Annotated in this window: 15 protein-coding genes and 1 pseudogene; 1 reads left to right on the plus strand and 15 read right to left on the minus strand. The window is 51.0% G+C overall.

Going from position 1 to position 18,367, the window contains the following annotated elements:
• Positions 1 to 298 precede the first annotated feature (298 nt).
• The 15 genes and pseudogenes from tsf to citF (AB1I67_RS15765) form a co-directional block, all read right to left on the minus strand.
• On the minus strand, positions 299 to 1,231 hold the full coding sequence (tsf, locus tag AB1I67_RS15695; RefSeq protein WP_367030822.1) for a translation elongation factor Ts: 933 nt from the start codon (positions 1,229 to 1,231) through the stop codon (positions 299 to 301).
• Positions 1,232 to 1,325: 94 nt separating this feature from the next.
• Complete coding sequence (rpsB, locus tag AB1I67_RS15700; RefSeq protein ID WP_367030823.1) at positions 1,326 to 2,066, minus strand: 30S ribosomal protein S2; 741 nt, start codon at positions 2,064 to 2,066, stop codon at positions 1,326 to 1,328.
• Between the two features lie 328 nt (positions 2,067 to 2,394).
• Positions 2,395 to 3,171: a GTP-sensing pleiotropic transcriptional regulator CodY gene (codY, locus tag AB1I67_RS15705; RefSeq protein ID WP_367030825.1), complete on the minus strand. Its 777-nt coding sequence runs from the start codon at positions 3,169 to 3,171 to the stop codon at positions 2,395 to 2,397.
• 125 nt (positions 3,172 to 3,296) lie between these two features.
• The gene (gene topA / locus AB1I67_RS15710; protein ID WP_367030826.1) at positions 3,297 to 5,375 is read right to left on the minus strand and encodes a type I DNA topoisomerase; all 2,079 of its coding nucleotides are present in this window, start codon (positions 5,373 to 5,375) and stop codon (positions 3,297 to 3,299) included.
• Positions 5,376 to 5,390: 15 nt separating this feature from the next.
• A complete protein-coding gene (gene dprA, locus AB1I67_RS15715; protein WP_367030827.1) occupies positions 5,391 to 6,485 on the minus strand; it encodes a DNA-processing protein DprA in 1,095 nt (364 codons plus the stop codon).
• A gap of 3 nt (positions 6,486 to 6,488) precedes the next feature.
• Positions 6,489 to 8,081 (minus strand): YifB family Mg chelatase-like AAA ATPase, encoded by a 1,593-nt coding sequence (locus tag AB1I67_RS15720; RefSeq protein WP_367030829.1) that lies wholly within the window; start codon positions 8,079 to 8,081, stop codon positions 6,489 to 6,491.
• Between the two features lie 163 nt (positions 8,082 to 8,244).
• Positions 8,245 to 8,715: an LURP-one-related family protein gene (locus AB1I67_RS15725; protein WP_367030830.1), complete on the minus strand. Its 471-nt coding sequence runs from the start codon at positions 8,713 to 8,715 to the stop codon at positions 8,245 to 8,247.
• A 106-nt stretch (positions 8,716 to 8,821) separates the two neighbouring features.
• On the minus strand, positions 8,822 to 9,004 hold the full coding sequence (locus AB1I67_RS15730) for a DUF4130 domain-containing protein (protein WP_367030831.1): 183 nt from the start codon (positions 9,002 to 9,004) through the stop codon (positions 8,822 to 8,824).
• On the minus strand, positions 8,998 to 9,573 hold the full coding sequence (locus AB1I67_RS15735; RefSeq protein ID WP_367030833.1) for a TIGR03915 family putative DNA repair protein: 576 nt from the start codon (positions 9,571 to 9,573) through the stop codon (positions 8,998 to 9,000). Before AB1I67_RS15735 ends, AB1I67_RS15730 begins: the two co-directional genes overlap by 7 nt.
• Before the next feature lie 25 nt (positions 9,574 to 9,598).
• Positions 9,599 to 11,012, minus strand: a pseudogene (locus tag AB1I67_RS15740) (putative DNA modification/repair radical SAM protein).
• 256 nt (positions 11,013 to 11,268) lie between these two features.
• Positions 11,269 to 12,573, minus strand: coding sequence for a 2-hydroxycarboxylate transporter family protein (locus AB1I67_RS15745; RefSeq protein WP_367030834.1), 1,305 nt, complete (start codon positions 12,571 to 12,573; stop codon positions 11,269 to 11,271).
• Positions 12,574 to 12,675: 102 nt separating this feature from the next.
• Positions 12,676 to 14,238 carry a citrate lyase subunit alpha gene (gene citF / locus AB1I67_RS15750; protein WP_367030836.1) on the minus strand — a complete coding sequence of 521 codons (1,563 nt, stop codon included), beginning with the start codon at positions 14,236 to 14,238 and terminating at the stop codon, positions 12,676 to 12,678.
• 1 nt (position 14,239) lies between these two features.
• On the minus strand, positions 14,240 to 15,142 hold the full coding sequence (locus AB1I67_RS15755; protein WP_367030837.1) for an aldolase/citrate lyase family protein: 903 nt from the start codon (positions 15,140 to 15,142) through the stop codon (positions 14,240 to 14,242).
• A complete protein-coding gene (gene citD / locus AB1I67_RS15760; protein ID WP_367030838.1) occupies positions 15,139 to 15,438 on the minus strand; it encodes a citrate lyase acyl carrier protein in 300 nt (99 codons plus the stop codon). Before citD ends, AB1I67_RS15755 begins: the two co-directional genes overlap by 4 nt.
• 218 nt (positions 15,439 to 15,656) lie before the next feature.
• Positions 15,657 to 17,216, minus strand: a complete 1,560-nt coding sequence (gene citF, locus AB1I67_RS15765) for a citrate lyase subunit alpha (RefSeq protein WP_367030839.1) — start codon at positions 17,214 to 17,216, stop codon at positions 15,657 to 15,659.
• Between the two features lie 179 nt (positions 17,217 to 17,395).
• Between citF (AB1I67_RS15765) and AB1I67_RS15770 the strand changes: the two genes are divergently transcribed.
• Entirely contained in the window at positions 17,396 to 18,310 is a 915-nt protein-coding gene (locus tag AB1I67_RS15770; protein ID WP_367030840.1) for a LysR family transcriptional regulator, read from the plus strand.
• Positions 18,311 to 18,367 lie beyond the last annotated feature (57 nt).

Genomic DNA, 18,367 nt, shown 5'->3' on the forward strand with positions numbered 1-18,367 from the left:
TTTCCTCGGTTTCCAGAAAAACAGTATTCCATTTTTATTATATCACATATAGATAATGCCGTGTCTGCTAATATAACGCAGACTGTGGAACCCCTAAATTACGGATTCTCTTTTATTTGCTCCCTGGAAGGCCTATTTTCAAATTTTTTGCTCCTGCAGGTAAACAAAAAAGGCCCCAAGATACTTTGAATTGTATCTTGGAACCTCTTTTTTATGAATAACTATCCTTTTTTACCTCTTTTTTATGCCCATCTTTACGGACAATAGGGCGATTTTGGTACGGACGTCAACACTAAAATTACATTCCCATCTGCTTTGCAACTTCAGCAGCGAAATCCTCACTCTTCTTCTCGATACCCTCACCGGTCTCGAAACGCAGGAACTTCTTCACCTTGATATTGGCGCCGTTCTCTTTTGCAACCTGGGCAACGTACTGGCCTACGGACTGCTTGCCATCCTCAGCTTTTACATATACCTGGTCTAAGAGGCAGATCTCTTTCAGCTCTTTGTTGATACGGCCTTTTACCATGCCGCTGATGATATTGTCGTTGGCATCCGGCTTCTCATTCTTAGCTGCAACAGTCAGGATCTCGGTCTCTTTTGCGATATAGTCAGCGTCAACCTCGTCTCTGCTGGTGAACTGCGGCTTCAAAGCTCGAGCCTGCATTGCCACGTTCTTTGCCATCTCTTTGATCGCATCGTTCACAACATCAGTCTCAACGTCGATCAGAACGCCGATCTTGCCGCCGCCATGGATATAGGAAGCTACAAAACCATTCTCCTCAGTGATCTGCTCAAATCTGCGGATGTTCATGTTCTCACCAATGATGGAGATCTGAGAGGACAGAGCCTCTTTTACGGTCAGGGACGGATCCTTTTCCCACTTCTCAGCGAAGAATGCATCCATATCTGCTGCGGTTGTCTTAAGAGCCTGGGCTGCAACATCTGCTGCGTAGGTCTGGAACTTCTCGTTCTTTGCAACGAAATCAGTCTCAGCGTTTACTTCTACAACAACTGCCTTTTTATGATCATCGGTCAAAGCGGTAACTACAATACCTTCTGCTGCGATACGGCCAGCCTTCTTAGCTGCGCCTGCAAGGCCTTTCTCTCTCAGGAAATCAACTGCCTTGTCCATATCACCGTCGGTAGCTGCAAGAGCCTTCTTGCAATCCATCATGCCTGCTCCGGTTATTTCTCTTAACTCTTTTACCATTGCTGCGGTTACTGCCATTTTTGTTTCCTCCATTTGTTTTATTCGTTTGATTGTGCTGAATATAAAAGTGCTTCAACCTGCGGCTGCAGGTCGAAGCACCTGTTTACTCTGATTAAGCCTCTACAGCTTCCTCTGCCGCTTCAAAAGCCTCAGTGAAATCTGCTTCTGCCTCACCCTGGTTTGCCTCGATTACTGCATCTGCCATCTTAGCCACGATTAATTTAACGGCTCTGATTGCATCGTCGTTACCCGGGATTACATAATCCAGTTCTTCCGGATCACAGTTAGTATCTGCGATACCGATCAGCGGAATACCCAGAGTATGAGCTTCCTGTACACAGATCCTCTCCTTCTTCGGGTCTACGATGAAGATTGCGTCCGGCAGTCTCTTCATCTCTTTGATACCGCCCAAGTTTCTCTCCAGCTTATCCCATTCTTTCTTCAGCTCGATAACTTCCTTCTTCGGCAGTACATCGAAGGTACCGTCCTCAGACATGGTCTCGATCGCTTTCAGTCTTGCGATACGGCTCTGGATGGTCTTGAAGTTGGTCAGCATGCCGCCCAGCCATCTCTCGTTTACATAGTACATACCGCAGCGCTCTGCCTCGGTCTTGATCGCATCCTGCGCCTGCTTCTTGGTACCAACGAAAAGGATGGTGCCGCCGTTAGCTGCGATGTCGGATACTGCGTTGTACGCATTATCTACCATGCCTACAGACTTCTGTAAGTCAATGATGTAGATACCGTTTCTCTCGGTGTAGATGTACGGAGCCATCTTCGGGTTCCATCTTCTTGTCTGATGTCCGAAATGAACACCTGCTTCCAAAAGCTGTTTCATTGAAATAACGCTCATGTTATTTACCTCCATTTGGTTTTTCTTCCGCCTGCCTCTTTTGCTTCTTCAGGGACCTGCTTGCAGGCACCTCCGTCAGAATCAGCAGACGTGTTTTTTGTCAGCCTTATTATACTACCATATCTACCATGGTTTGACAAGGGTTTTTTTATAAAATGGCGGAAACCTGCGGATTCTGGATGAACAGATATCCAGAATCCGCCTGAAAGTCCCGTAAAATAATACGGGAGCCGCGCATCTGCATGGCTCCCGTCTATATATTCTGTCCGTTTTATATGCCCTTATTCCAAATTGCGTCTGCATGCTTGAACATATCTGTATACTAAGGTTACTTCGTCGCCTTAATATTCTTCAGTTCCTCAAACACCACATCGTTTAAGACCTTGATATAAGTCCCTTTCATGCCTGAGGACCGGGATTCGATCACACCCGCGCTCTCGAACTTGCGCAGTGCATTGACGATCACGGATCTGGTGATCCCCACCCGGTCTGCAATCTTGCTGGCTACCAGGATTCCCTCGTTGCCGTCCAGCTCCTCAAAAATATGGGTGATGGCTTCCAGCTCTGAGAAGGACAGGGTGCTGATCGCTGACTTTACGATCTGTACCTTTCTGGTCTCCTCCGCGTTCTCCTCGTTGACGGAACGCATCATCTCAAGCCCTACTACAGTTGTCCCGTATTCGCTCAGGATGATATCATCAATATCGTACTGTGCGTCGCTCTTGTAGATGAACAGGGTACCCAGGCGCTCTCCTGCAATATCGATCGGAGTGATGATAGCCTGATACTTCTTTACGTTCTCTTCTGCAAAACCGAGCGTAGCCAGGTTCACGTTCTCCTTGGTGGAGAGGATGCTCAAAAGCCGTTCATTGAGCATGCGGTCCACATAACCGCCCACCTGATCCTCGATCAGCTCCTCGATCTCATCCACGCCCGGACATAAGCCTACGCCCAGCACCTTTCCCTTCTTACTGATGACCAGAATATTGGAAAAGAGGATCTCGCTCAATACTTTACAGATATCATTGAAGACTACTTTGTGCGAATTGTTATTATGCAATAATTTGTTGATTTTTCTCGTTTTATCAAGAAGCTGTACACTCATTTCAAAAAACCTCCTCGATTATTTGATATTCAACGCCGAAATTTATCATGCTTATTAAATTTTAGCACGATTACCCAATAATAACAATAGTTTTTCGAAATTTTTTGACTTTTTTAATTATTCTACTATTTTGATTTTAAATTCATACTATAACCGCACTGCTCGTCAGCACATAACAGTTTATTGCCTTTTTCGACCATATAGCTTCCGCACTTGGGGCATTTCTCCGTGGACGGTTTCTGCCAGGACATGAAATCGCATTCCGGGTTATCCTCGCAGCCGTAATAGCGTCTGCCTTTTTTTGTCTTTTTGATGACCACATCCTTGCCGCATTTGGGGCAGGGAACGCCGATCTTTTCCAGGTACGGCTTAGTATTCTTGCACTCGGGAAAGCCCGGACATGCCAGGAACTTGCCGTGAGGTCCATACTTGATCACCATGTTACGGCCGCACACATCACAGATCACGTCCGTCACCTCATCCGCGATCTTCACGGACTCCAGCGTCTTTTCCGCGGTCTTGACCGCCTCGTCTAAATCCGGGTAGAAGTTCTCCACGATGGTCTTCCATTTGACGGTTCCGTCCGCTACCTTATCTAACAGAAGCTCCATATTGGCTGTAAAGCTCATGTCCACAATACTCGGAAAGCACTGCTTCATGATCCCGTTGACAGCTTCTCCCAGCTCGGTGACGTAAAGGTTCTTGTTCTCCTTGGTCACATAGCGCCTTGCCAGGATCGTAGTGATCGTAGGTGCATAGGTACTGGGGCGTCCGATCCCCTGCTCCTCCAGCGCTTTTACCAGGGATGCCTCCGTGTAATGTGCCGGCGGCTGGGTGAAATGCTGGCTGGGGTTCAATTCAGACAGCTTCAGCACGTCGCCTGTTTCCAGTTTCCCAATCAGGTTGTTGTTCTCCTCCTTGTCATCCTCCTGGACATAGACAGACATGAAACCGTCAAATACAAGCTTGGAGGCCGCCAGTGTAAAGATATATTCCCCGGCCCCAACCTTCACCGATGTGGTCTCATAGAGGGCGGGCTGCATCCTGCTTGCTGCAAACCGCTTCCAGATCAGCTGATATAAACGGAACAGATCCCGCTGCAGGGAATCCTTGACCTTTGTGGGGGTCAGGGTAATATCCGTGGGGCGGATCGCCTCGTGTGCATCCTGGATCTTGGCCGTGCTCTTTTTGGACTGCTCGGACTTCAGCACATAGTTCTCACCATAGGCCGAACCGATATACTGGCGCGCTGCCAGATCTGCTTCTTCCGCAATACGGGTGGAATCCGTACGCAGATAAGTGATCAGGCCGATGGTCCCGTGTCCCTTGACATCCACGCCCTCATAAAGCTGCTGGGCAAGGCGCATGGTCTTCTGGGTGGAAAAGTTTAAGACCTTGGACGCCTCCTGCTGCAACGTACTGGTGGTAAACGGGATCGGCGGCTTCTTGCTGCGCTCGCCCGTCTTCACCTCGCTGACGGTAAATTCCTGCCCTTCCAGCTCTTTTAGGATCACGTCCAGCTCTTCTTTTTTATGAATGGCGATCTTTTCGTTCCTGCTGCCGTAGAATTTCGCTTTCAAAGGCTTTTTGCTGCCCTTCTGGAGCAGTGAGGCCTCCAGGTTCCAGTATTCCTCCGGGATAAATGCGCTGATCTCATCTTCGCGGTCACAGATCATACGCAGCGCCACGGACTGTACCCGGCCTGCACTTAAGCCCCGTTTCACCTTTCCCCACAGCAGGGGGCTGATACTGTAACCCACCATGCGGTCCAGGATCCTTCTGGTCTGCTGGGCGTCCACCAGACTCATATCAATCTCCCGCGGACTTTTAAGAGAAGTCTTCACCGCGTTCTTGGTAATCTCATTGAAGCTGATGCGGTAAACCTTTTTATCTTTCGACTCATCCAGCTTGAGGGCCTTCATTAAATGCCAGGAGATCGCCTCTCCCTCCCGGTCCGGGTCCGTTGCCAGATAGATCTTGTCTGCTTTTTTCACTTCCTTGCGAAGCTTCGCCAGGATATCCCCCTTGCCGCGGATGGTGATGTACTTCGGCTCATAATCATGCTCCACATCGATCCCCAGGCTGCTTTTGGGCAGATCACGGACATGTCCGTTGGATGCATCCACCTCATAGCTGGAGCCGAGGAATTTGCGGATGGTTTTTACTTTTGCAGGTGACTCCACGATAACTAAACTGTTCGCCATAACTACTCCTATATGTCAAAGTTTTTTTCCGTAATAGTGATTTGCCGACCGGAACACATATCCCCCCAGCTCCAGTTCCAGCAAGATCCCCATACATTCGCTGACCCCAATGCCGGTTTCGGAAATTATTTCCTCTAAATGTTTCGGTTTGAAATCCAAGCAACTATACACCATTTTTTCTTTATTTGCAAGTCCATTTATATTTTTTTCATGAACATATAACTCTTTTTTGCACTTTATACCTATATAATCCAGAATATCGTTGGGCGAAATTGCCATATGCGCCCCCTGTTCGATCAGGCGGTTGCATCCCCTGCTCAGATGATCTGTGATGCGTCCCGGGACTGCAAATACCTCACGCCCCTGTTCCAGGGCAAGCTCCGCAGTGATGAGGGAACCGCTTTTTTCTTTGGCCTCCACCACCAGCACCGCATCAGACAATCCGCTGATGATCCGGTTCCGCATGGGAAAATACATCGGCCTGGGATTCGTATCCAAAGGGAATTCTGAGAGCACGCCGCCTCGCACGATCATTGCCTCATAAAGGCCGTAATTGGCAGAAGGGTAACAGATGTTCACCCCGCAGCCTAAAACGCCGCAGGTGCCGCCTCCTGCCTTCAGAGCGCCTCTATGGGCCGCCCCGTCAATGCCCAGCGCCAGGCCGCTGATGATCTGGACTCCTTCCGACGCCAGAGCGCGTGCAAATTCACAGGCAAGCTGTTCTCCATAGGCGGAACACCCTCTTGCCCCCACCACTGCTACCGATGGCCTGGAGCCTTCCGGAAGATTCCCACGCACATAAATACCCATTGGATAATCATAGATCTCCTTCAGCTTTAGCGGATAATCTTCATCTAAAGGCGTCAGGAAGCGGATGCCTTTTTCCGGAAGCTTCGTAAGGCTCTCCATGCAAAACGGAAACTGTGACTTCCAGCCCAGAATTTCCTCAATCTGCCTTTGGTTTAAAATATCACATGACTTTAACCGGCTTTCTTCTATATTAAAGAATACTGATTCAAAGGAGCCGAAATATGCTCCCAGCTTTCTTATAGAAACTGCTCCCAACGACGGAATCTGGCACAGCCAGTACAAATATTCCCTCTCACCCATATTCTATGCTTCCTTTCCCCAATATTTCTCTTCCAGAGAACGGTAACTGACCGCTTCGCTCAAATGTTCCCGTCTGATCCTGTCCTCGCCCGCCAGATCCGCAATCGTTCTTGCCACCTTGAGGATCTTATGGCACCCTCTGGCACTCATCCGCATCCGCGTAAACACTTCCTGAAAAAACGCTTCGTCCTCCGGCTTCAGCTGGCAGTATTTACGGATCTCCCGATTCTTCATCCGACTGTTAAAATAGCTCCCTTCATTCTGGCTTCCTTCCTCCTGAAACCGCGCCTGCTGGATCAGCCGCGCCTGTTCTATACGCCCGCGAATGACAGCGGAGGATTCATTTTCTCCGTCCTGCCGGATATCCTGGTAGGAGATCGGAGCCGCCTCCACACAGATATCAATCCGGTCCAGCAGCGGGCGCGATATCTTTCCCAGATACCGCCGTACCTGCATATCCGTGCAGGAGCACCGGCTCCTGTCCGGGTAAAAACCGCAGGGGCAGGGATTGGTAGCCGCTGCCAGCATAAACTGCGCAGGAAAATCGAAACTGCCCCTGGCCCTTGATACTGTGATCTTCTGCTCTTCCAATGGCTGGCGCAGGGTTTCCAGCGTCCTTTTCTGAAACTCCGACAATTCATCCAGGAACAAAACCCCCGTGGAGGCCAAGGATATCTCCCCAGGCCTGGGTACCCGCCCTCCACCGGTCAGCGCCTGAATACTGATGGTGTGGTGCGGCGACCGGAACGGGCGTGATGTCAAAAGCGCCCTGCCCTCCGGAAGCATACCGCAGATACTGTATACCTTGGATACCTCAAGCTGTTCCTCCCTGGAAAGCTCCGGCATGATCGTGGGTATCCTTTGCGCGATCATACTCTTTCCGCTTCCCGGGGGTCCAATGTACAGGATGTTGTGACGGCCAGCTACAGCCACCTCTGTGGCCCTGCGGATCAGCTTCTGCCCATTTACCTCACTGAAATCCACCATATATTCCGTGTTCTTTTCCTCCTGTCCATAGAGACGTTCCCGCTGTATGTGTCTTTCATTGTTCAAAAGTCCCACAAGCTCCTTAAGGCTACAAAGCCTCACAATCTCAACCTCCTCCACAGCCAGTCCTTCCCTTACATTCTCCTCCGGCAGGAAACATCTTACAATACCGGCTTCCTCCATGGCCATCACCATGGAGAGAACACCTCGTACCGGTTTCACACTGCCATCCAGACCCAGCTCGCCTAAAAATGCCGAGCCACGCAGAGCCTCCGGCGGAACAATCCCGTGGGCTACCAGCACTGCCACTGCCACAGACAGGTCGCAGGCCGTCCCTTCTTTTCTGACATTGGCCGGCGATAAGTTCACCGTCACCTTTTTTGCCGGAAGCCGGAAACCCGAATTCTTTATGGCAGTCCTGACCCGTTCCTCCGCCTCACGCACCTCTGAAGAAAGGTATCCCACCATATGAAAACCTGGCAGTCCGTCGCTGACGTCCGCCTCTACCTGCACCACGTACCCCTCGATACCCTGCAGTCCTCCACTATAAACTTTCCCAAACACCGCTAACACTCCTTTCTGGAGCACCATAAATCGCTCCCTTTCCACCTATGCTTTCCTGTGCTGCCTGATCATCTTCTCTGTCTTGGACTCCTGTACGAATGTACGTAAGATGCTTCCTGAACCTTAAAGAGAAAAGATAATGATACTATAACGTTTATTGATGAAACTGGCAAGAGGATTTTCAAAAAATCTTCTTGCCATATATCCCCTAATTCCTTGAACACTTTTCTGCATCGATCGCCAATGTCACCATAAGTGCATAAATCGCATCCTGCTCTCTGGCAATATCAATGGTATAGGTGTCTGTCATATGGAACAGCTCCTTGCCGATCACCGCGACAACCGCTCCGGATGCATCCAGGATCGTGTAATCCCACTCAAAGAAATTGCCGTCTATGCGCCACCCGTTGAAATCGATCACATAGGATGGCTTGAAAAATGTCAGCCTTTTCTCAATGCATCCAACCTGGCGTTCTCCCATATACAGTGCAAACCTCGGCAGAAATGTCAGGACCTCCTCTTTCACGGTTGCAATATGTACGCCATGGCTGTCCAGGATATGAAGCCTGTGGCCCCAGCTCAGCTTACCCTCCACTGTGAATACGGTATTGCCGTATTCATCATAGATATCGTAGCTGTCAAGCCAGGAAAAAATACGCTGTTTAAAAAGTAGTTTCATCCATACCTCCTGTCGGCTGTCTGTAAAGCCTGCTGTAGATCATTGGGATCATTACATCTATCATATCACAGAAACCATATCATAAAGCTAAAGATTTTCTTACCATTTACCGCATCTCTGTCATATATTTCCGGAACCGCAGCGGCAGCATATTCCTCTGGCAGCGCGGATTCTCCCTCTCCTTGATCGCGATCGTCCTGTGAAACGTCTTCCACAGCTCCTCAAATACCGCTTCATCAGTCTCCTGCTCCAGACGCTCCTGCCACACGGCAGAGTCCGTCTTCACCATGACCCATCCGCCCCCTGCCTGATGTACCGCAGCTTTTTCCGGTTGCAGTCATAGAGTATCCAGTTCTCCTGCGGCATACGGTCTGCAAAGTGTGCGGCAAGCAGGACTGTCAAGTCGTTCTTCGGACCTATCCTGCTGAGGAGAATCCCCTCCTTCATCTGGGAAAACCGTGTAAATCCCAGCATATGGTCCAACTCTCCCCGGATATGGCGGTTCATGGAAAACACTTCATAAACTGCCGGAAGCTGCAGCATATCAACGACTCCCGGCCCCAGGGCAAAGGCATAGATCAGGAACCGGTATATCCTGTCACAGCGATATCGGTCCTGGGAAAGGGCCGCCTTGTAAACCACTTCATAAATATCCTCATTCAGCTTGCTGCAGATGCTCTCTACAACCTTCGCAGCCTTCTGGGGATCCCGCTCCACATCCCGGTATTCGCAGAACAGCTCCCGGTCACATCCGGATGGCTCCAGCCTCACATTGGCATGTCCGAGGCGGCTCATCCACGCATCATAGATCCCGCACCAGATATCATCCACTTCCTCCCCGCACACGAATACGGTCATACCTCCATACCTCCCTTTAATGCCCTTACAATGTCCCGGTCAGTACCGACAACGTATCGTCCGCCGTGACCGGAGCTGTCACCCGGTAATCATCAAACAGGCTCAGCTGGCGGAAACTGTCATGATTCTCGATCTCCCAGTTCTTTTTATGCTCTGCGCCCACAAGCTGGCTGGTAATATAGTTCTCGTCAAGCCGGAGCGGATACATGGTCCTCCCCGAACAGGTGATAAAATACATGGCGCGCTTTAGCACCACCCCCAGCTTCTTTAAGTCTGTAAAACCTAAAACTGCACTGCGCCGGGCCGCCACGATCCGGCGTGCCGACTTGACTCCCAGCCCCGGTACCCGAAGCAGGGTTGCATAATCAGCCCTGTTGATCTCCACCGGGAACTGCTCCAGGTGACGCAGCGCCCAATCACACTTGGGGTCTAAAAGTATATTGAAGTTCGGACGGCTCTCCGACAAAAGCTCCTCTGCCTGAAATCCGTAAAACCGCAGGCAGCCAGTCCGCCTGATACAGCCTGTGTTCCCGCAAAAGCGGCGGTCCTCCGGGAATCGCCGGAAGCAGGCTGTCATCATTCACACGCACAAAAGCTGAATAGAATACGCGTTTTAAATCGTAGTTCTGGTACAGAGCCTCAGCCACACGGATCATCTGATAATCACTCTCCGGTGTAGCTCCCACGATTATCTGGGTACTCTGCCCTGCCGGCACAAAATTCCGCGCTCCCGCCCCTCCCCGGGGTGACCACACATTCCGGCCCGGATGAGCAAGGGAATTGGCCATACCGATCTCCCTGGTACGACCTGATGCTCTGGTCTCTAAATATCTGCCGTTCTGAGCTGCGATTCCGCGCTGCACCTGGCGCATGGGAGAAAGGATCTTCTCCCGTGTCTTTCCTGGAGCCAGAGTGCGCAGGCCCTCTGCAGTAGGCAGTTCAAGATTCACACTCATCCGGTCAGCCAGGAAGCCGACCCGCTCCACCAGCTCGGGATCAGCTCCAGGAATGGCTTTCACGTGGATGTATCCGTTAAAATGACATTCATTCCGAAGGCGGTAAAGGGTCTGGTAGATCAGATTCATCGTATAGTCCGGAGAATGCAGGATACCGGAGCTTAAAAAAAGGCCCTCGATATAATTCCTGCGATAGAACTCCATGGTCAGTGTGCATACCTCATCCGGCGTAAACGCAGTCCGTACTACATCATTAGACCTGCGGTTGATGCAGTACTTACAATCGTAAATACACTGGTTTGTAAACAGGATCTTCAGCAGGGATATGCATCTTCCGTCAGCAGAAAAGCTGTGACAGATACCGCTCAAATGAGCGTTCCCCAACCCCTTTTTATCTCCGCTGCGCTTGACTCCGCTGCTGGTGCATGCCACATCATACTTGGCTGCATCAGACAGTATCCTGAGCTTCTCCTGTATCTCCATCGCTTCCTGTATCAACATGCCAGTTTCCTCCGAATCAGTCCTAATGCAAAACCACATCACGTTTGCAGAACATGTGTTCTTTTTATATAATACCACATCATTGAGGATTGTGCAACAAAAAAATCGAACATACATTCGTTTTTCTAGGGAGGGAGTTCAGTGAAACAAAGACATTAACGAATTCAGTGAATTAAAAACCCCGGCCACATGGACCGGGGATAGATAGATCGTAACAACTTCTGGTAAACACTTAAAATTACTTCAGGAACGCTCCGAACAGCACGCTCGCAAGGATCAGCACGATACCGCCGCCCAGACGGGAGGACAACTGTGCGTATGCGATCAGGCCCATACGGTTGGAAGCGCCAAGTACTGCCAGGTCGCCGGAACCGCCGCGGTTTGCCATACACAGACCAGCGGTGATTGCGGAATCGATCGGATAGAAGCCTACCAGGTAACCAACCAGCGCGGAGCCGATGATAGCGCCCACTACGATAGCCAGAGCGATCACAACGTTAGCCGGGGTGATAGCCTTAGCCAGCTCGATGATGTTGGTGTCAACGCCTACGCCAACCATGATGATCAGGATCAGGTTTGCGGTGAAGAAGGACTGCAGTTTCTTTGCTGCTGCGCGGATGTTATCCGGCACGATGCCCAGTGCTGCTACCAGCGCTACAAAGATGATCATGTATGCAAACTGATGGATCGCGGTACCAAAGATGGTCGGCAGGATTGCCTTTGCAAAAAGTCTGCCCAGTGCGTAGAAACCGATTGCCAGGAAGAATGCTGCGCCCAGGTCCTTCATGCTTACGCTTACTTTCTTGTCCTCGGTTGCAAAATCACCGCCCTCACGGATCAGTTCACTGCCGTTACCGGTCCAGGAAGTCTTCTTCTCACCGATCTTTCTTAAGATCGCTGCAGTCAGGATCGCGAAAATGTTTGCGATGGTCAGGATGGTGATAGCAAAGGAATAGTAGTTCGCTGCCTTGTCACCGGTAACCGTCTCGTAAATCTGGCTTAACGGAACTGCGCCTGCGCCGTTACCGCCGCCCATAACCGGACAAACGTATTTCAGAAGAATGTCAACCGGGCTTACGCCGAAGATGAAGCCTGCAGCGATACCCAGGACACCTGCACCAAGCAGACCGCCGAAGATAGCCGGAATGTAGCCTGCGAAGGAACGGATCAGAAGCTTTCTGTCCAGGGCCAGGATAGAACCGGTGATCAGGAAAATGATGAAGAAGGAAAGGAAATCCGCATCATCCATGATCATGATCATGCCGTCCGCATATTTCTGCGGAATCAGGCCATAGGTGAATAAAAACGCTGATACCAGGAAGGTCAGTACCAGACCGCCGCCGATATAGCTGTTCCAGAACGGGATACGTTCGCCGATCTCGTTGCAGATCAGACCGATGGATAACATCAGTACAAAACTTCCTGCCAGATCCGTGGAAAGAGATCCGGTCATAGCGCCTGCAATCGCGATCAGTGCGATTGCGCCGGCAAGCCACCAGGGCATGCCAAATGTCTTCAAGCTAAATCCTTTTTGTTCTGCCATAATTTGATACCTCCATATGTAAGTTATTAGGTTGGGGGTATCTTCCCCCTTTTCTTGTATATTAACCCGGCGATTCCCGGCGCCGGGCAAATATCGTATCAGTTAGTTATTAAACTCGTAATCCTTAATCTCGCGTACCACATCCAGCACGGTGCCGTCGCGGCTCTCAATAATACCGACCACCCGGTCGCCAAACTGTACCGGATCCGGCTCTCCCACGATGGAATATGCCTTGTCGCGCAGTTCCTCAATGGTGCAGAACGGAAGCTTCACATCCTTCATGCACTCGATCAGATCCTGGCGCTTCGGGTTGATGGCGATACCATAATCGGTGATTACCACATCCACGGTCTCACCCGGGGTGGTCACGGTCGTTACGTTAGTGCAGATCGCAGGAATCCTGCCCTGTAACAGCGGCGCAATGACGATCGTGCACTTTGCGCCTGCCGCCGTATCCGGATGTCCGCCCTGTGCGCCGGTGATCATGCCGTCGGAGCCTACCACCACGTTGCAGTTGAAGTTCACATCCACTTCCAGGGAAGCCAGGATCACGAAGTCCAGCTTGTTTACGTAAGCGCCCTTATTGAACGGGTCAGCATATTCGGAAGCAGAGATCTCATAGTGGTTCGGGTTGTTCTTGATGGACTCGATCGCGCCCATATCAAAATCCTGGGTATCTACGATCTTACCTATCAGGCCCTTCGCCAGCAGATCACACATCGGAGTGGTGATGCCGCCCAGTCCCAGCCCCATCTTGATGCCTCTCTCTTCCATGATCTTTCCCAGGGAAATGGTGGACGCGATGGACGCGCCGCCAACACCAGTCTGATAGGAAAAGCCGTCTTTAAAATATGGGGTATTGATCACAAACTGGGTGCAGTAATCCGCCATCATGATCTTGCGGACATCGGTGGTCGGCTTTGCAGCTCCGGTTGCGATCTTAGCCGGGTTGCCGATCTCGTCTACTACGCAGACATAATCCACATTGGTCATGGAAATGCTTGCCGGGATGTTCGGGAACGGAACGAGGCAGTCGGTGATCGCCACGACCTTATCTGCATACTGCGCGTCTACCATCGCGTAGGACAATACGCCGCAGTCGCTCTTGCCGCCGTTGGCCCGCAGGTTGCCGTACTCATCGCAGGTCGGCGCGCCGATAAATGCGATGTCGATATGCACCTCTCCGGACTCTACCGCGCGCACACGCCCGCCGTGGGAACGCATGATCGCCAAGTCTCTCAGCTTGCCGGTGGAGATCGCCTCACCGATCTTGCCGCGCACACCGGAGGACTGGATGCCCACGATGGTGCCGTCCTCAATGTACGGTACGATCGGGTCGTTGGCCTTTCCCAAGGAGCTGGCGCAGATGGTAATGTCCTTCACGCCCATCTTGTGGATCTCTTCCATAACCATGTTCACCACATAGTCGCCCTCGCGGAAATGATGATGGAAAGAAATGGTCATGCCGTCCCTGATCTCACATTTCACAAGAGCCTCGTGGATGTTCTCCACCATTTTGCTCCGGTTCGGGTCCATCATGGCATGTGCCTTTGGAGCCGCCTTGGTATACTCATAATTGTCATAGGCATAAGCGCCTTTAAACGCTTCCTTGCCGGTTGCCTTTAATACCTCTTCCGGGATTTCTCTACCTACTGCATTAATCATTTTACAGATCCCCCTCATATACGCCTGATGCTTTTGCCAAAGCGATCGTTCTCCGTGCTCCGTCGTAGAATGCGATGTCGATCATCTTGCCGTCTACGGTAAATACGCCGATGCCCTGCGCCTTCTTCTCATCGATCTCCTTAACCACTTTCTCAGCGAAAATGATCTCCTTCTGGGATGGGGTGAAGATCTTGTGGACAATATCGATCTGACGCGGGTTCACCAGGGATTTCCCGTCGAAGCCCATCATCTTGATCATCTTCACTTCTTCTTCAAACACATCCATGGCATCCAGATTGGTGAATACGGTATCCCAGCACTGCACGCCTGCAGCTCTTGCGGCGATGATCATCTGCTGTCTTGCGCCCTGCAGCTCCACGCCGGTTCCGGTGATCACGGTCTGAAGGTCTTTGGTGTAGTCGCCACCGCTTAAGGCAATGCCGATCAGACGCTCGGAGGACTGGCAGACCTCAAGAGCATTCAAAACGCCTTTACAGGATTCCAGAGCCGCCATTAAAAGGGTGGAGCCTTCCGGTCTGCCAAACTCTCTCTCTGCAGCCAGCACATGCTCCTCTACGGTATGTACATCCTGTGCACACTCGGTCTTGGCGATACGGATCGTGTCAGCCCCGCCTGCCACGCAGACACGGATGTCTTCTTTCCAGTGGGGCGTATCTAACGCGTTGATGCGGACAACCCGCTCTACGCCGCGGTAATCAATCTCCTGCAGTGCATGGAACAGGGAATATCTTGCAGCGTCTTTCTGGTTTTCTGCAACCGCATCCTCTAAATCCAGCATAATGGAATCCGGTCTGTAGATATATGGATCCTTGATCAGGCCCGGCTTCTGGCAGTTAAGGAACATCATGGAACGTCTCAGTCTTTTTTTGTTTGGATGGCTCATTTGATCACACCTCCCCACGGCAGATTTTCTGTAATATCATTGGAACGGTAAACCGCACACTCGACACGCGCTTTCAACGTGCAGTCCAGCGCGCCCTTATCTACCACGGTTACTCTGGCGTCCTTCACATCCAGGCGGTTTAAGGTCTCAAGGACAGTCGCCCTGATCTGCTTACCGAACTGATGGATGACGCTGCTCTCGATGGAAAGCTCAATCGTACCATTACCCGGCTCAACGGTAATCTGGGCATCGCTTGATTCCAGGGTACCTGCCATAGCAGCTTTCTTAACTTCCATTTTCTTCCTCCTCCATACTCCTTACAAATGTGTTGTATTTCTGACAGGTCTTTTGTGTCCCCGTCATTTTTACTAAATTCAGTGTATCACTTCAAATACAATTGTTCAAATACTTATATTATTATGATAATTATAATTTTTTTCCTATGGTTATTTTGATATGGTATAACTTATACTCTATATATTTCATAAGTATTTTCAACAACAGCACTTCCTGGTCAGCCAAATGAATATGGTTTGATCTTCCGGACCACATCCAGGATCGTACCGTCCCTGCTCTCAATGATTCCGACTACCTGGTCGTCAAACTGGATCTCCTCCGGGGTCCCAACGATAGAATAGGCAATATCACGCAGCTCCTCGATGGTCATGACCGGCAGATCTGAATCCTTATAGGCATCGATCAGATCCTGGCGGCGCGGATTGATGGCGATGCCATAGTCGGTCACGACAATATCCACAGCCTCGCCCGGCGTCACTACGGTCACCACCTTATCGCAAACAGTGGGGATCCTGCCTCTTACCAGCGGCGCCACAATGATCGAACAATTGGACCCTGCGGACGTATCCGGGTGGCCGCCCGGCGCTCCCCGCACGATACCGTCCGAGCCGGTCACCACGTTCACATTATAATCGACATCCACCTCCAACGCCCCGAGGATGACAAAATCCAGCTGGTTCACAAACGCCCCCTTGTTCATGGGGTTGGCATATTCCGACGTGGAGATCTCATAGTGATTTGGATTCTTCTTGATGGATTCAATGGCCCCGAGATCAAAATCCTGGGCATCCACAATATTCCTCACCAGACCTGCCTCCAAAAGGTCACAGATGGGTTTGGTGATCCCCCCGATGGCAAAGCCCATATGGATCCCTTTCTCCTCCATGATCGGACGCAGCATGGAGTTTACCGCCAGGGACGCCCCGCCCGCACCGGTCTGAAAAGAAAAACCGTCCTTGAAGTAGGGGGATCTGGCGATGATCCTGGTGCAGTAATCCGCCATTTTCAGCTCCCGCACATCTTTTGTCATACGCACCACATTGCTGACGATCTTCGCTGGATTCCCGATCTCCTCCACCACGCACACATAGTCCACGTCCACCATGGAAATGCTGGGCGGGAAATTGGGCGCAGGCACCAGGCAGTCCGTGATCACCACCACCTGGTCGGCATACTTTGCATCCACCATAGAATAGGACAGGACCCCGCAGTCGCTCTTTCCGCCGACACCTCTGGCGTTCCCATACTCATCTGAGGTTGGCGCACCGATAAATGCGATGTCAATATGTACATCCCCCTCCTCAATGGCCCGCACCCGGCCTCCATGGGAACGGATGATGGCCGGTGTCTTGAGCTTTCCGTAAGAGATCGCCTCACCGATCTTTCCGCGGACACCGGAGGACTGGATGCCGGTCACCACGCCCTGTTCGATCAGGGCCGCCACCGGATCATGGGCCGCGCCAAGAGAACTGGCGCAGATAGTGATATCCTTTACTCCCAAAGCAGCCACTTCCTCCATCACCATGTTCACGATATAATCCCCGTCCCGGAAATGGTGATGGAAGGACAGGACCATTCCGTCCCGCACGCCGCATTTTAAAAGCGCCTCCCGGACAGAACCGACCATTTTGCTCCGTTTCGGGTCCACATATCCCTTCACTTCAGGCGCCGCCTTTCTGTAATTTTCTCCATCCCGGACATAAGCCCCCTCATATCCTCTTTTTCCGTAACACTCCAAAATCTCGTCCGGAATATCCCGTCCAACCGCATTTTTCATACGCAACTGCCTCCTTTTTCTTTCTCCAGATTGTGCAAGTATAACAGCCTGCGCTGTACACCTTCCGCTAATCTCGTTGAATTTTCACTAATATTATGGTATCATAGCGTTAGTTGGCTGACCAATATAATTATGCCTATGCTGTTTATAACAAGGTTCCTATGATCGGAGGTGTTCTATTGAATATCAAACATGCACAATACATGCTCACAGTCCTGCAGGAGGGAAGCATCACCGCCGCAGCCAAGAAACTGTACATATCCCAGCCCTCCTTAAGCCAGATGATCAAGCTGGTGGAGAACAATCTGGGAACGCCTATTTTTAACCGCTCCACAGATCCCATCACCCTGACCTATGCCGGGGAAAAATACATTGAAGCCGCACGCCAGATCCTGACCATCAACAACAATCTCCAAAAGGAGATTGACGAGATCAACCATGAGGACCACGGCACGATCAAGCTGGGGATACCGGTACAGCGCGCCATGCAGGTACTGCCCTATATCCTGCCGAAGTTCAAGGACAAATACCCCTTTGTGGATATCCAGGTCCAGGAACACGGTTCTGCTACCACGGAAGCATTGGTACTGGAAGGCGGAGTGGATTTTGCCTGCCTGACCACCTATCCCAAGCACGAGGAGTTAGAGTACATACTGGTGGAGAACGAAGAGCTGGTGCTTCTGACCAGCCAGAATTCAGATATTGCCAGACGGATCCCTTCCGGGACCCCCATCGACATTACAGAAGCAAGAAACGAGACCTTCGTCAACATCAAGCCTGGACACAGCGTCCGCACCACCCAGGACCGCCTGTTCGTCCAGAAGGATATCCAGCCAAAGGTGCTGATGGAGACCATGAGCATCGAGGTTGGCAAGCGAGTAGCCATCGCCTGTGACGCGGTGATGATCTGCCCGCAGAACTACATTGAGATGTCGCCGGAACTGATGCCCCAATGCGTTTCCTATCCCATCCTGGGCATTGAAAATAACCGGAATTTCTATATCTGCCACCGGAAGGACCGGTATCTGACCAAATATATGAAGGATTTTATCAAGATGCTGACAGACGAAGAGAAGCCGTTTATACAGCATTGAGAGCAAAAAGAAGCCCCCTGCAAACTGTTTCCATACATGGTTTGCAGGGGGCAATTA

The organism is Clostridium sp. AN503 (assembly GCF_040719375.1).
In the GTDB taxonomy this organism is placed as follows: domain Bacteria; phylum Bacillota; class Clostridia; order Lachnospirales; family Lachnospiraceae; genus Brotaphodocola.

Bases quoted from the DNA above. Each gene is read 5' to 3' on its own strand.
- AB1I67_RS15735 (WP_367030833.1), bottom strand. From the start codon at position 9,573: ATGACCGTATTCGTGTGCGGGGAGGAAGTGGATGATATCTGGTGCGGG.
- dprA (WP_367030827.1), bottom strand. From the start codon at position 6,485: ATGGGTGAGAGGGAATATTTGTACTGGCTGTGCCAGATTCCGTCGTTG.
- topA (WP_367030826.1), bottom strand. From the start codon at position 5,375: ATGGCGAACAGTTTAGTTATCGTGGAGTCACCTGCAAAAGTAAAAACC.
- AB1I67_RS15745 (WP_367030834.1), bottom strand. From the start codon at position 12,573: ATGGCAGAACAAAAAGGATTTAGCTTGAAGACATTTGGCATGCCCTGG.
- AB1I67_RS15725 (WP_367030830.1), bottom strand. From the start codon at position 8,715: ATGAAACTACTTTTTAAACAGCGTATTTTTTCCTGGCTTGACAGCTAC.
- citF (WP_367030839.1), bottom strand. From the start codon at position 17,216: ATGAAAAATGCGGTTGGACGGGATATTCCGGACGAGATTTTGGAGTGT.
- rpsB (WP_367030823.1), bottom strand. From the start codon at position 2,066: ATGAGCGTTATTTCAATGAAACAGCTTTTGGAAGCAGGTGTTCATTTC.
- AB1I67_RS15755 (WP_367030837.1), bottom strand. From the start codon at position 15,142: ATGAGCCATCCAAACAAAAAAAGACTGAGACGTTCCATGATGTTCCTT.
- citD (WP_367030838.1), bottom strand. From the start codon at position 15,438: ATGGAAGTTAAGAAAGCTGCTATGGCAGGTACCCTGGAATCAAGCGAT.
- codY (WP_367030825.1), bottom strand. From the start codon at position 3,171: ATGAGTGTACAGCTTCTTGATAAAACGAGAAAAATCAACAAATTATTG.
- citF (WP_367030836.1), bottom strand. From the start codon at position 14,238: ATGATTAATGCAGTAGGTAGAGAAATCCCGGAAGAGGTATTAAAGGCA.
- AB1I67_RS15730 (WP_367030831.1), bottom strand. From the start codon at position 9,004: ATGGTGAAGACGGACTCTGCCGTGTGGCAGGAGCGTCTGGAGCAGGAG.
- tsf (WP_367030822.1), bottom strand. From the start codon at position 1,231: ATGGCAGTAACCGCAGCAATGGTAAAAGAGTTAAGAGAAATAACCGGA.